Raw genomic sequence first — 14,995 nt, 5'->3', positions numbered from 1 at the left:
GACACCGTGCTGCCGGGTCACGGCAGGGCCCCGACGCGAACACTTCCCGCTCGGGGCCCCGGGCGGATGCACGACACGGGCGCCGCCGGCGGTTCAGCCGGAGGGAGCAGCGTCTGCGCCCCGTTCAGCGGTACGGCGGGACGGCGCGCTCGGCCACCAGGCCCGGGGCCCGATGTCGATCGTCAGCGCCGGCACCAGCAGCGAGCGCACCACGAGCGTGTCGAGCAGCACCCCGAAGGCGACGATGAAGGCGATCTGCACCAGGAACGCCAGGGGGATCACCATCAGCGCCGCGAACGTGGCGGCGAGCACCACGCCCGCCGAGGTGATCACCCCGCCGGTGGTGGTCAGCCCGCGCAGCACCCCCTGCCGGTTGCCGTGCGCGAGCGCCTCCTCCCGGACCCGGGACATCAGGAAGATGTTGTAGTCGACGCCGAGCGCCACCAGGAACACGAAGCCGTACAGCGGCACCGAGGCGTCCGTCCCGCTGAACCCGAGGAGGTGCTGGAAGACCAGCGCCGACACGCCCAGCGTCGCCAGGAAGTTGAGCCCCACGGTCGCGACCAGCAGCACCGGCACGAGGAGCGAACGCAGCAGCAGCATCAGGATCAACAGGATGACGGCGAGCACGATCGGCACGATGACCGTCCGGTCCCGGGCGGCGGTCTGCTGGGTGTCGTACTGCTGCGCCGTGTACCCGCCGACCAGGGCGTCCGCCCCGGGCACCGCGTGCACCCGCGTGCGCAGCCGCTCGACGGTCTCCTTGGCCACGTCGCTGTCCGCGGCGGCCTCCAGGGTGGCGTCGATGCGCACCCGCCCGTCGACGGCGAGCGGCTCGCCCGCCCCGGGCCGTCCGGAGGCGGAGACGGCGCCGGCGGCGGCCACGCCCTCGGTGCTGCGTGCGGCGGCCTTCACCTCGGCGGCCCGGCCGGCGTCGGCGATGATGACGGCCGGGTTGCCGGACCCGCCGGGGAAGTGCTCGCCGAGCGTCGCCTGCGCGGCCACCGAGGGCGCGTCGTTCACGAAGATCTCGTCGAGCGGCACGCCTTTGGAGGACAGGGACGGCGAGAAGGCCGCGAAGACGGCCAGCACGAGCGCCGTCACCGCCCAGGTCCGCCGCGGCCGGCCGTTCACCGTCCTCGCGACCCGGCGCCACACGCCGGTGCCCTCCCCGGACTCCTCCGGCGGCTTCGGCCGGGACGGCCAGTAGGCGGCGCGTCCCAGCAGGGCCAGCGCGGCCGGCAGGAAGGTGAGCGTGACCAGCAGGGCGCAGCCGATGCCGATGGCGCCGACCGGCCCGAGGGCGCGGTTGTTGGTGAGGTCGCTGGCGAGCAGGGCCAGCAGCCCGAGTGCCACGGTGGCGGCGCTGGCGGTGATCGCCCCGAACGAACGGCGTACGGCGGCCACCGCGGCCCCGAAGCGGTCCCCGCGCACGGCGAGTTCCTCGCGGAAACGCGCGGCCAGCAGCAGGGCGTAGTCGGTGGCGGCGCCGATCACCAGGATCGACAGGATGCCCTGCACCTGCCCGTCGACCCGGACCACGTCCCGCTCGGCCAGCGCGTAGACCACCGCGCAGGCCAGGCCGAGCGCGAAGACGGACCCCAGGATGATCAGGAACGGCAGCAGGACGCTCCGGTAGACCAGCAGCAGGATCAGCAGCACGGCGCCGAGGGCCACGCCCAGCAGCAGTCCGTCGATGCCGGCGAACGCGTCCGACAGATCGGCCTGGCTGGCCGCGGGCCCGGCGATCTGCGCCGTGGTGTCCGGCACGGTCCGGGCCGCTTCGCGCACCGCGTCGAGCACGGTGGGCAGTTCGTCGCCCAGGTCGGGCTTCAGCTGGACGACGGCCTGTATCGCCTCGCGGTCGTCGGAGAGCAGGGCGGGCGAGGGGCGGCCCACGACGCCGGGTTTCCCGGCGAGTGCGGCGACGGCGCGGCCGGCCTCGGCCCGCCGTTCCTGCGTGAACCGCTCCCCGTCCGCCGTCCAGACCACGACGGCAGGGACGGTCTCGGACCGGTCGAAGGCCGCGCGGGCTTCGAGCACCCGGGTGGACTCGGCGCTCCGTGGCAGGAAGGCGGCCTGGTCGTTGGTGGCCACCTCGCCGAGCTTGCCCGCGTAGGGACCGAGCGTTCCGCCCACCCCCAGCCAGACGAGCAGCAGAACGAGCGGTACGAGCCGCCGGGCCCAACGCGGTGCGGTACTCATGCGCATCCCAAGCCGTAGGAAGTGAGTCGGTGAGCCACTTCGGGAAGTAACTCACTCATAAAGTATCTCAATTATTGAGAGATACTAGGCTGGGGGGATGAGCGGCTCCGGTGCACCCACGGCATCTCTTCCGGCGGACGACCCCACGGGGTTGCAGTCCTTCGCCGTTCTGTTGCGCCGGATGAACAGCGAGTTCAACCGCATCGCCCAGGAGTTCGCCCAGGCGCAGGGGCTGCACCTCACCGACATGCAGGCCCTGATCGCGATCCTCGACGCCGACTCCGACCCGGAGGCCGGGGGCGAGCCCATGACGCCCGGCCGTCTGCGGGGGCAGCTCAATCTCACGTCCGGCGCGGTGACCGCGTGCCTCGACCGGCTGGAGCGGGCCGGGCACATCCGCCGCGTCCGGGACGCCGGCGACCGCCGGGTGGTGCACCTGCACTACGCCGACGCGGCCCGGGGTCTGGCCCGGGACTACTTCCGCCCCCTGGCGCGGAGCACCGACGCGGCCCGGGGCCGTTTCAGCCCCGAGGAGCTGGAGGTGGTCGTCCGGTTCCTCGCCGAGATGAACGCGGAACTGGCCCTGCTGCGCCGGGACCCGGACTGAGGTTTCGCCGCGTACGCGGATGGGGGCCGGACTCGTCACGAGCCCGGCCCCTGCGCTCAGGTCGCTGAGGTCACTCAGGTCCTGAGGTCACTGTGGTCAGAACTGGAGCGCCCAGGCGTCGATCCGCCCGGTGTCGTAGCGGGCGTTGTCGCTCACGCGCAGCTTCCACGTGCCGTTCGCGGCCTCCGAGGAGGCGTTCACGGTGTACGTGGTGTCGATGTTGTCCGCACTGCCGCCGGTGCCGTACGCCTTCAGCGTGTACGCCGTACCGTCGGGGGCGATCAGCTGGACCTGGAGGTCACCGATGTAGGTGTGGACGATGTGCACCTCGACGGCCAGGGCCGAGGGGGCGTTGCCGGAGACGCCGGAGACCGTCACCGGGGACTCGGCCGTGGCGTTGTCGGCGATGGCCTGGTCGGCGGTGTTCTCGAAGCGCGGGCCGGGCGGGGTGGTCGTACCGCCGCCGACGTACAGGAGCCGGTTGGGTGAACCGGTGCCGGGGCTGGTGACGACGCCGGTGGTGGCGGCGGACGTCAGCGCGGCGGAGACCTGTGCGGGCGTGGCCGTGGGGTTGGCGGCCAGGTGCAGGGCGGCGGCGCCGGCGACGTGCGGGCTCGCCATCGACGTGCCGGAGATGGTGTTGGTCGCCGAGTCGCTCGTGCTCCAGGCCGAGGTGATGGACGAGCCGGGCGCGAACAGGTCCAGGACGGTGCCGTAGTTGGAGTAGCTCGCCTTGGCGTCGCTCGACGTCGTGGCCCCGACCGTGACGGCCTCGGTGACCCGTGCGGGGGACCGGGTGGAGGCGTTGGTGGACTCGTTGCCGGCCGCGACCACGAAGGTGACGCCGGAGGTGATGGCGTTGCGGACGGCCGTGTCGATGGCCGTGTCGCCGGGACCGCCGAGGGACATGTTGGCGACGGCGGGCTTGACCGCGTTCCGGGCGACCCAGTCGATGCCGGCGACGACCTGGGCGGTGGTGCCCTGGCCGGAGTTGTTCAGCACCCGGACGCCGACGACCTTGGCCTTCTTGGCGACGCCGTAAGCGCTTCCGGCGACCGTGCCGGCGACGTGCGTGCCGTGGCCGTGGCCGTCCTGGGCGGTGTTGTCGTTGTCGACGGCGTCGTAGCCGTAGGAGGCGCGGCCGCCGAAGTCGCCGTGGGTGATGCGGACGCCGGTGTCGATGACGTACGCGGTGACGCCCTCGCCGGCGGAGTCCGGGTAGGTGTACGAGCTGTTCAGCGGCAGGCTCTTCTGGTCGATGCGGTCCAGGCCCCAGGACGGCGGGCTGGGCTGTGTCCCGGTGATGGAGAACGTCCGGTTCTGCACGACGGAGGCGACGGCCGGGTCGGCGGCGAGACGTTTCGCCTCGGACTCGGAGGCCTCGACCTCGTAGCCGTTCAGGGCCTTGGTGTACGTCCGCTCGATGTCGGCGCCGTACTTGCGGGCGAGCGCGCGGCCTTCGGCGGAGGCCGCCTTCTCCGACTTCAGGGTGACGACGTAGCTGCCGGCGACGGCGTTCGCGGCGCCCTCGTACTGGATGCGCCCTTCGGCGGCGGCCGGGGCGGCGCCGGCGGGCAGGGCGGAGACGAGGCTCGCGACGAGCGCCGCGGTGGCCGTCGCGCCGAGTGCGGCCAGTCTTCGCCGGGAGGATCTGTGGGGAGTACGCATCACTGCCATCTGAGGGGTCCTCCTCAATCGGTGGTGCGCTGTGGGGTGTGGTGCACGCCCGTCGGTCGCCGCCGATGAGGCCAGTGGGTCATGACCATGTCAAGCCAGCGGCTACTCCTGTGCGTCAGCGAAAGATTGAGGCCTCCACAGGAATTGCACAAGGGCCCTGCACGGGCCGAGGGCCCCTTTGTGACACCCCGTCAGCCTGGAAGACGCTCCGCGGGAGGCGGGAGGCGGGAGGCCGGGGCCGTCACCCAGGGGCCGGAGCGGGGGCCGTGCCCCCTGCGCTGCAGGGGAGAGGGCCGGTCTTGCAGTGAGCGGCGGCGGTGGGAATTCGGATCATTCGGCCTGACGGTGACGGAGCGGGCGCTACGCCACTCTGCTCCGAGGGTCTACCGGACGGCGCAGGCGCAGCCGCTGCGCCGGGGGCGAGCGGTCGGTGGCATCTTGGGCCGGCCGGTCTGACGGAACGGAGGGCGCTGCGCCGCCTGCTTCGCTCGTGCAGCCGGCCGGCCAGCCGGCCAGCCAGCCAGCCAGCCAGCCAGCCAGCCAGCCAGCCAGCCGACCGCCGGACCGCACGAGCGGAGGCCCCCTGTGCTCCATGCGAGCACCGCCGGTGGCAACTCGGGCCGGCCGGAGCAGGCGGTGTGCCCTCTGCTCGGCGGGAGCCACCACCTCTGCCGGACGGCAGGGGCGGAGCGCCCCTGCCTCGCATGCCCGCCGCCGGTGGCAACCCGGCCCGGTGGCCCGTCGGCGACGGAGCGTGCGCTGGGCCCGCCTGCTCCGCGCCCGGCTGGCCGGATCGTGACGGTGCGGGCGTTGCGCCGCGCCTCAACGGTCCACCGGAGCAGCCGGCCCCCGCCGGCGGGCCAGGTCGGGATCCGGCCCGGCGTCCCGCGCCTCAGCCCGTGGAGGAGGACTGCTCCAGTACCTCCACCGGCAGAGCCCCACCCGCACCGATCACCTCGATGCCGATCAGCCGCCCCGAGGCGTCCACGTCGAGGAACACCTCGGCGTCCGCCCCGACCCCCTCGACGGGGATCTGCCGGACGGCGGCGCCGTCCGCGATGTGCGCGACGAGAGAGACATACGCGGTGTCGTTCTCGCGGTCGTACTCGATATGCATGCTTCGCCTCTCGGGAACGGGCTCAGTTGCGGCCGACGGACACGACGTTGCCGGCTTTGTTGATCACGACCCAGATCTTGCCGGTGGTGTACTTCCACGTGCCCGGCGACTTGCCCTTGGTCTTCTTGCCGGTCTTCACCGTACGCGCGACCATCTCCTGGCTGATGCCGCGCTGCGCCATGCGCTGGGCCGCATGCTTGGAGATGCTCTTGACGCCCTGGGAGAGCAGCAGCCGCCCGGCGACGATCGCGAGCGGGATGAACCACGCCGGGTCCGCCACCACCGGGAAGGCCGTGCCCGGCCCCGGCCGCACGGTCTGCACCAGGGCGCCGCCCTCGACGCGGTACTCGGTGGGCACGGCCTCGCCGCGCGCGTCCTTCGCCCAGGGCGCGTCGAACGTGCCGAGGTACTCCTCACCACGGGTGACCAGGACGGAACCGTCCTCAAGGGTCTCGGTGGCCGCGTCCGCCGGCAGGCCGAGCGGGAAGCGGAACTCGGTCGGGGCGTCCGCCTCCTTGAGCGTGATCAGGGCACGCACCCCGTCCCGGTTGGGCTGCACGGCCAGGTCGACGTCCTCGCCCGCGCCCGGGTAGACAACGGTGCCGTTGGCGCTGGTCGTTGCCTGCGCGTCGGCGCTCCCCGGCAGGGTCAGGCGCAGCACGTCGGAGCCGTAGGCGAACTCCACGGCACCGTCGGCGGTGGCCGGCGCGGTGACGCGGGCGGCGGACGTCTCGTCGCCGACCTCGGCGCGGGTGGCTCCGCCGGCGACGGGCGTGCCGGGGACGAGGTCGGACGTTCCGGTGACGCGCTCGACCGTCTCGGCCGCCTGGACGGCCAGGGACGCGCGGGAGCCGGCGTCGCCGGTCCCGGCGTGCGCGCCCGCGGCGGTCAGCAGCACCGCTCCGGCGGTGCAGCACGCCACCAGGATGCGGGCGTGGGTGCGTCGGCGTCGGGCGGAGCGGTCCTGGGTGTGGTGCATGTGCGTCCTCGTGCTCGTGTTGTGCTGACGGCCCGTTCGACGGGCCGGTGGTGATCGGCGTCCTGACGGATCGTGGCAGCGCGGCACCGGCCGGCGGCATCCGTCCGAGGGCGGGAACCGACCCCGCCGACCGGCGGGGTCCGGGCCCCCGTGTGGCAGGTGGCACACGGCGCCGGTGCAACGCCGCGAGGGGGAGGGACGTCGTATCGAACGGTGATCGCGCTGGGCGGGGGGCGGAAGTGATACGAGTCGCTGTGGTGGACGACGAGCCATTGGTACGCACCGGACTGCGCGTGATCCTCGGTTCGGCGCAGGACATCACCGTCGTCGCCGACTGCGCCGGCGTGGGCGCGGTGGAGGCCGTGCGGGACGGGCGGGTGGACGTCCTGCTGCTCGACATCCGGATGCCGGTCGTGGACGGGCCGGCCGTGCTGCGGCAGGTCACCGCCCTCCCGCGACCCCCTGCGGTGGCCATGCTGACCACCTTCGACGCCCGTGACCACGTGGACGAGGTGCTGCGCCTGGGAGCGGCCGGGTTCCTGATGAAGAACACCGCGCCGGAGCAACTGATCGACGCCGTACGGGCCCTGGCCGCCGGACGCCGGGTGCTGGCCCCCGAGGCGGTGGGACAGGTGATCGACGGCTACCTGCTCTCCGGCCGTGACGAGGACGCCGTACGGCGGGTGCGGGCCCTTACCGACCGGGAGCGGCAGGTACTCGCCCTGGTGGGAGCCGGGCTCAGCAACCGGGCCATCGCGGGCCGGCTGCACCTGGCGCACGGCACGGTCAAGGACTATGTGAGCGCCGTACTTGCGAAGCTGGGCGGACTCAACCGGGTGCAGGCGGCGGTGGTCGCGGACCGGGCGAACCTGGTCGACACGGGGCCGGGGCGGCGATGAGCGGGGTGCGATCGGCCGGGGAAGGGGACGGCGGGCCCCGTGCCCCCGGCGCCGCACGGCGGATCGCCTCCGGGGCGCTTCCTGTGCTGGTCGCCCTGGTCGACGGACTGGTGGTCAACGGACTCACCTCGGGGCACGGGACATGGCTGGCGCTGGTCGCCGCCGGTGCGCTGCTGCTGCGGCACCGGGCCCCGGAGGCGGCCGTGCTCGCCGGCCTGCCCGGGCTGTACCTCGGACACATCGCCTTCGCCCCGCTGATCGCGCTCTACTGCGTCGCCGTCCGGCGCGGGCACGCCCTCGTCGGTGTGGCGGGCGCGGCGGCGGTCGCGGTGGCATGGTTCCTGCCCCACCCGGCGGCCGGCATCTCCTCCCTCGCCCTCGACCGGGAGACCGCGCTGCTGGCCCTGGACTGCTGCGGGGTGGCGGCGGGCGTCGTCGTCCTCGGCCGGTCCGTCCGGTCGCGGCAGGAGCGCCTGCGGGCGGCGACGGAGCGGCGGGCCTGGGAGAACCAGGTCCTGACCGAACGGGTGCTGGCCACCGAACGCAACCGGCTGGCCCGGGAGATGCACGACGTCGTCGCGCACAAGGTGAGCCTGATCAGCCTCCAGGCCGGTGCGCTGCAGGTGGGCCGCCCCGGGGACACGGACGTGCGGACGACGGCCCGCACGATCCACGAACTGTCGGCCCAGGCCCTCACCGAACTGCGCCACCTCGTGGGGGTGTTGCGCACGGCGGGAGTCCCCGGCGCGCAGGGCGCACCGGGGGCCGGACTGGCCGGCCTCACGGACCTGGTCCGCGACAGCGGCCTCACGGTGGACCTCGACGTGTCGATCCCTCCGGTCCCGCTGCCCGAGCCGGTCGAGCGCGCCGCCTACCGCACGGTGCAGGAGGCGCTGACCAACATCCGCAAGCACGCCCCCGGCGCGCGGGCGCGGGTACGGGTGCGCTGCGCGGCCGGCCTGCACGTCGAGGTGCACAACGCCGCCCCTTGCCGCCTCCCCGCCCGCCCGGCCCTCCCCGGCGGCGGCCACGGCCTGGTGGGCCTGCGCGAACGGGCCCAGCTGCTGGGCGGCGACTTCCACGCGGGCCCCGCGCCCGACGGCGGCTTCACGGTGAGGGCGGTCTTCCCGGTGGCGTGGACGGGCCCGCGTCAGTCCTGAGGGGCTTCGTCCTCCGCAAGCGGCGTGGGATCGTCGACCCACCCGGCCGCGAGGGCCAGCCCGCTCTCCCGGTGGACCGTCAGGAACCCGAAGGGACGGTCGAAACAGGCCATCACCCGGGTCGTCTCGTACGGCGGCTCTTCCGGCGACCGGCCCTGGTAGATCAGCGCCAGCGTCGTCACCGCCGCCGCCCTGAAACCCTCGGCGCCGAACGTGGCCGTCATGGTCTGCCGCGCGCGGTCCAGGACGAGTGGCGTGCGGCTGATGCCGGGAAAGGGCGCGGCGCCCGGGGTCTTACGGGCGGCCGCCGTCAGACCGAAGAGGTCGCGCGAGGACAGCAGGTCGTGCTCGGCCCGCAGGGTGAACTCCACGGTGAACAGCGACAGCGACGGCGGTTCGGGCGTGTGGGTGCGCCGCTTGAAGACGTTCAGCCCCGGGCCGGCCGCACCCTCCGGCAGCCGGCTCCACCGGCTCCCTGCGCGGCGATCCCACCACGCTCGACACCGACCAGGTCGTCTTCCTGTCGACGGCCAACGCCCTCGACGCGGCGCTCTACGAGGAGCCGGAGAACATCCCCGACGACGACCTCACCGCCCACCGGGCCTGGGCCGGCCGGGTCCACGACGTGCTCGGCGAGCAGATCGAGGCCCTGCGCGGGCACGCCTGGCCGGCCGGTGCCCGCAGGCCCGTCGCCGGTCTGGTCGAGGACCTGGAGGACGCCCGGGAGGAGTGGCGCAAGGCGAGCACCGCCGGTGACGCCGACACGTACTACACGCACTACGACAAGGCGTACGGCTTCGTGGACGGCCGGGCGACCGTCACGGCGCGCAAGGCCTCGGACTGGCGACGACCCCGCCGGTCCCCGGGGAGGACGAGAGCCGGGACTCCGAAGCGGAGGTGTGACGGCGGCCATAGCGGGGAGAAACCGCCTGCGTAAAGCCCTCAGGGCCACGATGTCATCACATCGAGTGATTCTCTGGCCTTTGCTTGCACCACGGAACCTACGGTTGCCACGCTGTTGCTGTCTGTACAACCTGATGGGAGCGGCCAGTGACATTCGGTGAGCAGCCGGCGTACCTGCGCGTCGCGGGTGATCTCCGCCAGAAGATCGTCGACGGTCAGCTGCCACCGCACACCCGCCTGCCCTCCCAGGCCAGAATCCGCCAGGAGTACGGGGTCTCGGACACCGTCGCGCTGGAGGCCCGCAAGGTGCTCATGGCGGAAGGCCTGGTCGAGGGCCGCTCCGGCTCGGGGACGTATGTGCGCGAGCGGCCCGTGCCCCGGCGCATCTCCCGCTCCGGCTACCGCCCGACGGGCGGGGCCACCCCGTTCCGCCAGGAGCAGGCCGACGGCGAGGGCCGCGGCACCTGGGAGTCCAGCAGCGAGCAGTCCGAGGCGAGTGTCGCGGTCGCCGAGCGGCTGGGTATCGAGCCGGCTGAGCGGGTCATGTGCACGCGGTACCTCTACCGCGAGGGCGGCGAGGCGATGATGCTCTCCACGTCCTGGGAGCCCCTCGCCGTGACGGGCCGGACACCCGTGATGCTGCCGGAGGAGGGGCCGGTCGGCGGCATGGGCGTCGTCGAGCGCATGCGCGCCATCGACGTGATCGTGGACAACGTCACGGAGGAGGTCGGCGCCCGGCCCGGCCTCGCCGAGGAACTGCTCGTCCTGGGCGGCGTCCCGGGGCATGTGGTCCTGGTCGTCCAGCGCACGTTCTACGCCTCCGGCCGCCCGGTCGAGACGGCCGACGTGGTCATCCCGGCCGACCGGTACCGGGTCGCCTACCACCTTCCGGTCAAGTAGCCGGCGCTCACATCCGCCCCGCGGTGCGCTCCTCGCGCGCCCCGCTCACACCGTCGCCGTGCGGACCGTCGCGGGGCGGGGTGGCGCAGGTCCCGGGGGCTTTCGTCATGCGCGCAGGTCGACGGGCCTGTATGCGGTATGCCTCCGGCTGGTTGCGCCGAGGTACGCGCACGGCGCGTTCGTCGCCGTGCGCCCCCTGGGTTCTGGCTGGTTGCGTACCTCTTTGTGAAAAGCCGTATTCGCTCCGTGAAGGTAAGGCGTAGGGTCGGGCATATGCGCATTGCGGTTTCCTTAGCGGGTGGGGTACGGCACAGGCCGCGGGTGGGAAGTGGAGGGGCGCGATGAACGACAGCACGGTCACTCTTCCCTGGCTCGTGATACGAGAGGACGACAACGGCAACCGCTACCGAGTGGGCCGGTACGCGACCCGGGCCGAGGCCCAGAAGATCGCGGACAGCCTCGACGGACGCGGCCACAAGCAGCTCTACTGGGTCGAGCGTCTCGGCCAGAACGGGCCGGCCGTGGCGCACGACTGACCCCGCGGGAGCACCCGGGGGAGGCCCCCGGTGGCCGGTGAGGCTCCCGTAGGCTCCCCGCATGAGTGAGCGGATCGTCGTAGGGGCCGCGCTGGTCGAGGACGGGCGGCTGCTGGCCGCCCGGCGCAGCGCGCCCGCCGAGCTGGCCGGGCGCTGGGAGCTGCCCGGCGGCAAGGTCGAGCCCGGGGAGACGGCCGACGCGGCGCTCGCACGGGAGCTGCGCGAGGAACTCGGCGTCGACGCCGAGGTGGACGGCCGCGTCCCGGGGGAGTGGCCCCTCAGGGAGCCCTACGTCCTGCACGTGTGGACCGCCCGGCTGCGACCCGGCTCCGCGCCCCCCGAGCCTTTGCAGGACCACGACGAACTGCGCTGGCTCGGCCCCGGCGAGATCTGGGACGTGCCCTGGCTCGACCAGGACGTCCCGGCCGTACGGCAGGCGCTCGCCCACCTGGGAGCCGTCGAGGGTCTCGTCCCGCGCGGTCCCGGCCCGGACGTGGCGGAAGAGGCCGGCGCGTGAAGCCGGCCGGGGGCGTGCGGCCCGATCGCATGGTCAGGGGAGCGCCCCCTATGCCTTTCGTGCCACTGTGAGCCGCCCCGCGCGGTACTCCGCCCCGGATATCGGGTATGTGCCCATTAACCCCATGAATTCGGACATGGGCGGGGCTCCTGCCTGGGAAGTGATCGGCGTGATCGACACCGAAGGTGACTGCGCCGAGTGGGCTTTCCCCGCCGAACCGGGCGCCGTGCGCACCGCCCGCCAGGCCGTGCGCGGCCGGCTCCGCGACTGGGGCCTGGACAACCTCGCGGACCTCGCGGCACTCCTGGTCAGCGAGTTGGTCACCAACGCCCTGCGGCACGCCACGGGACCCATCGGGGTCCGCCTGGTCCGGCCCTCCGGCCTGGGCGCCGTCCTCCTGGTCGAGGTCTCCGACCCGCTGCCGGACCCGCCCCGCGAACGGGCCGCCCGGCTCGACGACGAGAGCGGCCGCGGACTGCACCTCGTGGCCTCCTCCTCCCGCCGGTGGGGCACCAGACCCGGTGTCTCGGGCAAGACGGTGTGGTTCGAACTCGCGGTGCCGGAGTGAAAATCCGGTGTACGTGCGTCCTACCGCTGTAGAGCGAATGGTTCAGGCCAGTGGCGGTTGCCGGCGGACGGGATTCGACGACGTGTCCCCTGGTTAGAAGACTGGAAGTGTTGTCACGGTCCGGACCGAAAACCATCGGGACCGTGCTGTGATCGTGAACACCGTGTTGTGCGGCACCGTAGTGCTGGATACTGCGGGCAGCCGCCCCCGGTGACCGGTGCCGGACGCGGTGAGCTGGAGGGGACGGTTCGCGTGAGCGAGATACCAGCGAAGTCCACGGAGTCCGAGGACCCGTCGGAGGGCGCGAGGGCGAGGGCTGTCGACGGCCTGGCCTCCGCGGTGGGAGGTGCGCTCGCGGCCGACGGGGTCCCGCAGGGGGACGCCATGTGGCAGAGCAGTCCCCCGGGATCCATCTACGACTACATCAAGGTCGCGTCCTTCTCCATCGGGCCCGACGGGCTGGTCGAGCAGTGGAGCCTGCGTGCCGAGCACCTCTTCGGCATCCCCGCCGACCGCGCCGTCGGCATGGATCCCATCGAGGCGTTCATCGATCCGCGCCACCGCGAGCGCGGCATGCGCAAGATGGCCGAGATCCTCGACGGCCGCGAGTGGACCGGCGTGGTGCCCTTCCGGATGCCGCGGGGCGTCGAGGGGGAGTGCGGCCACGAGGGGCTCGCCGAGGTGTACGTCATGCCGACGCGCACCGAGGAGGGCGACAAGGCCGCCGTCTGCATCGTCGTGGACGTGCGCACGCTGCGCAGCATCGAGACCGACCTCGCCGCCTCGCAGGCCATTTTCAGTCAATCCCCGTTCGGCTTCCTGCTGATCGACCCCGACCTTCGGGTCCGCCGGGTCAACCAGCGGTTCGCCTCCATCTTCGGCGGCGCGCCCGACGACCACCGCGGCAAGGGCGTCCACGACTACCTCCAGCGCGGCGAGGCCGACCGGGTCGCCGCCACGCTGCGGCGGGTGCTGGAGACCGGCAGCTCCATCACCGACATGCACGTCACGGGCTTCGTGCCGGGCTCCGACGAGCGCCGCCACTGGTCCGTCAACCTCTACCGCGTGCACAGCGGTTCGGGCCGCCCCATCGGGATCGCCTGGCTCGGCATCGACATCACCGCCCGCCGCGCCGCCGCCCGCGAGGCCGCCGCCGCACGGCGCAACCTCGCCCTGCTGAACGAGGCGGGGGCCCGCATCGGCAACTCCCTCGACCTGGAGACGACGGCCCGCCAGCTCCTCGACGTCGTCGTCCCCGGGTTCTGCGACCTGGCCACGGTCGACCTCTACCAGGGCCTGCTGGCGGGCGACGAGACCCCGCCCGGGCTCGCCGACGGCAGCGCCGAACTGCGCCGGGTCGCCTTCGCCAGCGCCGTCTCCGACGCGCCCTTCGCCGGCACCGGCGTGCCCGTCGCGGTGGGCGCCGTGCACCACTACCCGTTCAACTCGCCCTGTGCGGACGCCCTGCGCACGGCCCGCCCGCAGACCGTCCCGGGCGAGGACGGCGGGCTCGTGCAGTCCACGCTCGCCGTGCCGATGGTCGCCCACGACACCGTCGTCGGACTGGTGCAGTTCGCCCGGACGAAGGGCAGCGAGCCGTTCGGCGACCGGGACCGCGACCTCGCCGTGGAACTGGCCGCGCGGGCTGCGGTCTGCATCGACAACGCCCGCCTCTACCGCCGCGAGCACGAACGCGCGTTGATACTGCAACGGTCCCTGCTCCCGCCCGGCGACCCGGAGGCCTCCGGCCTCGACATCGCCTGCCGCTATCTCCCCGGCAACGTCAACACCGGCCGGCCCAGCGAGGTCGGCGGCGACTGGTTCGACGTCATCGAACTGCCCGGGCACCGCACCGCGCTGGTCGTCGGCGACGTCATGGGCCGCGGCCTGCGTGCCGCCGTCGCCATGGGCGAACTCCGCACGGCGGTCCGCACCCTGGCCCAGCTCGACCTGGAACCGGCCGAGGTGCTCTCCCAGTTGGACGAGATCGCCCGCGGCCTCGGCGCCCCCGGCGGGGTACAGCAGGCGACCCGCGCGGCCCGCCGCCCCCGCGAGGCGGACCTTTCGGAGGTGTACCTCGCCACCTGCGTCTACGCCGTCTACGACTCCGTCACCCGGCGCTGCACGTTCGCCAACGCGGGCCATCTGCCGCCCGTGCTGGTCGAGCCGGGCGAGGCGGCGCTGATGCTGGACGTGCCGCCGGGCATGCCGCTCGGCGTCGGCGGCGAGCCCTTCGAGGAGGTCGAGGTCGAACTGCCCGAAGGCGCCCTGCTCGCGCTCTACACGGATGGACTGGTCGAAAGCCGCGACCACCCCCTGGACGAAGGGCTCCAGGCCTTCGTCAGCGCCCTCTCCGACCCGACACAGCCGCTGGAGGACGTCTGCGACCACGTCCTCAACACCCTCGACACCCACCACGGCGAGGACGACATCGCGCTGCTGATGGCACGTGTACAGGGACTGCCCACGGATTCCGTCGGCGACTGGACCCTGCCGCGCGAGCCGCGCAGCGTGGGCCGGGCCCGCGAGTACGCCCGCGCCCAGCTGCTCGCCTGGGACATGGAACCCCTGGTCGACACCACGGAACTGCTGGTCAGCGAACTGGTCACCAACGCCCTGCGCTACGGCGAGGGCGAGATCCGCCTGCGTCTCCTGCTCGACCGCACGCTCGTCTGCGAGGTATGGGATTCCGGCCTGGTCCAGCCCCGCCGGCGCCGCGCCCGCGACACCGACGAGGGCGGCCGCGGCCTCCAGCTGGTCGGCCTCCTGAGCGCCGCTTGGGGCTCCCGCCGCACGCCGAGGGGCAAGACGGTGTGGTTCGAACTGCCCCTGCCCGGAGGTGACACGAGCCTGACGGATCCGGCGGAGGCGCTGCTGAGCCTGTTCTGACGGCAACCGAAGGTCCGTGCTGATCGTCATCCCCGGCA

14 protein-coding genes are annotated in these 14,995 nt (G+C 73.2%); 9 read left to right on the top strand and 5 right to left on the bottom strand.

Annotated elements, in window-relative coordinates; all coding sequences use genetic code 11:
• Nucleotides 1-93 precede the first annotated feature (93 nt).
• The gene (locus tag OO68_RS24995) at nucleotides 94-2,205 is read right to left on the bottom strand and encodes an MMPL family transporter (RefSeq protein ID WP_033311589.1); all 2,112 of its coding nucleotides are present in this window, start codon (nucleotides 2,203-2,205) and stop codon (nucleotides 94-96) included.
• A 97-nt stretch (nucleotides 2,206-2,302) separates the two neighbouring features.
• Here OO68_RS24995 and OO68_RS24990 point away from each other — a divergent pair, with 97 nt between their 5' ends.
• Entirely contained in the window at nucleotides 2,303-2,812 is a 510-nt protein-coding gene (locus tag OO68_RS24990; protein ID WP_051814796.1) for a MarR family winged helix-turn-helix transcriptional regulator, read from the top strand.
• A gap of 96 nt (nucleotides 2,813-2,908) precedes the next feature.
• Here OO68_RS24990 and OO68_RS24985 read toward each other — a convergent pair whose 3' ends face one another.
• From OO68_RS24985 to OO68_RS43180, 3 genes are all read right to left on the bottom strand, one after another.
• A complete protein-coding gene (locus tag OO68_RS24985; protein ID WP_033311147.1) occupies nucleotides 2,909-4,489 on the bottom strand; it encodes a S8 family peptidase in 1,581 nt (526 codons plus the stop codon).
• Between the two features lie 892 nt (nucleotides 4,490-5,381).
• Nucleotides 5,382-5,606 carry a DUF2283 domain-containing protein gene (locus tag OO68_RS24980; protein WP_033311145.1) on the bottom strand — a complete coding sequence of 75 codons (225 nt, stop codon included), beginning with the start codon at nucleotides 5,604-5,606 and terminating at the stop codon, nucleotides 5,382-5,384.
• Between the two features lie 22 nt (nucleotides 5,607-5,628).
• Nucleotides 5,629-6,585 (bottom strand): DUF4258 domain-containing protein, encoded by a 957-nt coding sequence (locus OO68_RS43180; protein ID WP_051814795.1) that lies wholly within the window; start codon nucleotides 6,583-6,585, stop codon nucleotides 5,629-5,631.
• Between the two features lie 239 nt (nucleotides 6,586-6,824).
• On the opposite strand from OO68_RS43180, the gene OO68_RS24970 reads away from it, so the two are divergent.
• Nucleotides 6,825-7,484: a response regulator gene (locus OO68_RS24970; protein ID WP_033311143.1), complete on the top strand. Its 660-nt coding sequence runs from the start codon at nucleotides 6,825-6,827 to the stop codon at nucleotides 7,482-7,484.
• The gene (locus OO68_RS24965) at nucleotides 7,481-8,644 is read left to right on the top strand and encodes a sensor histidine kinase (protein WP_051814794.1); all 1,164 of its coding nucleotides are present in this window, start codon (nucleotides 7,481-7,483) and stop codon (nucleotides 8,642-8,644) included. Before OO68_RS24970 ends, OO68_RS24965 begins: the two co-directional genes overlap by 4 nt.
• Here OO68_RS24965 and OO68_RS42425 read toward each other — a convergent pair.
• Complete coding sequence (locus OO68_RS42425; RefSeq protein ID WP_209442616.1) at nucleotides 8,635-9,015, bottom strand: hypothetical protein; 381 nt, start codon at nucleotides 9,013-9,015, stop codon at nucleotides 8,635-8,637. The two genes, OO68_RS24965 and OO68_RS42425, sit on opposite strands and share 10 nt — an antisense overlap.
• A 254-nt stretch (nucleotides 9,016-9,269) precedes the next feature.
• On the opposite strand from OO68_RS42425, the gene OO68_RS47775 reads away from it, so the two are divergent.
• From OO68_RS47775 to OO68_RS24930, 6 genes are all read left to right on the top strand, one after another.
• Nucleotides 9,270-9,581 (top strand): hypothetical protein, encoded by a 312-nt coding sequence (locus tag OO68_RS47775; protein WP_051814793.1) that lies wholly within the window; start codon nucleotides 9,270-9,272, stop codon nucleotides 9,579-9,581.
• Nucleotides 9,582-9,694: 113 nt separating this feature from the next.
• Nucleotides 9,695-10,447 (top strand): GntR family transcriptional regulator, encoded by a 753-nt coding sequence (locus OO68_RS24950; RefSeq protein WP_033311137.1) that lies wholly within the window; start codon nucleotides 9,695-9,697, stop codon nucleotides 10,445-10,447.
• A gap of 341 nt (nucleotides 10,448-10,788) precedes the next feature.
• Complete coding sequence (locus OO68_RS24945) at nucleotides 10,789-10,983, top strand: SPOR domain-containing protein (protein WP_033311135.1); 195 nt, start codon at nucleotides 10,789-10,791, stop codon at nucleotides 10,981-10,983.
• Nucleotides 10,984-11,044: 61 nt separating this feature from the next.
• Nucleotides 11,045-11,500 (top strand): (deoxy)nucleoside triphosphate pyrophosphohydrolase, encoded by a 456-nt coding sequence (locus tag OO68_RS24940; RefSeq protein ID WP_051814792.1) that lies wholly within the window; start codon nucleotides 11,045-11,047, stop codon nucleotides 11,498-11,500.
• 124 nt (nucleotides 11,501-11,624) lie between these two features.
• Entirely contained in the window at nucleotides 11,625-12,068 is a 444-nt protein-coding gene (locus OO68_RS24935; protein WP_106974408.1) for an ATP-binding protein, read from the top strand.
• Nucleotides 12,069-12,320: 252 nt separating this feature from the next.
• Nucleotides 12,321-14,957, top strand: a complete 2,637-nt coding sequence (locus tag OO68_RS24930) for a SpoIIE family protein phosphatase (RefSeq protein WP_033311131.1) — start codon at nucleotides 12,321-12,323, stop codon at nucleotides 14,955-14,957.
• The last annotated feature ends 38 nt before the right edge of the window (nucleotides 14,958-14,995 follow it).

Origin of the sequence: Streptomyces iakyrus (assembly GCF_000717055.1) — a bacterium.
GTDB classification, from domain to species: domain Bacteria; phylum Actinomycetota; class Actinomycetes; order Streptomycetales; family Streptomycetaceae; genus Streptomyces; species Streptomyces iakyrus.
Note: the sequence above shows the minus strand (reverse complement) of the source record. Positions and strands in the feature narration are given on the sequence as shown.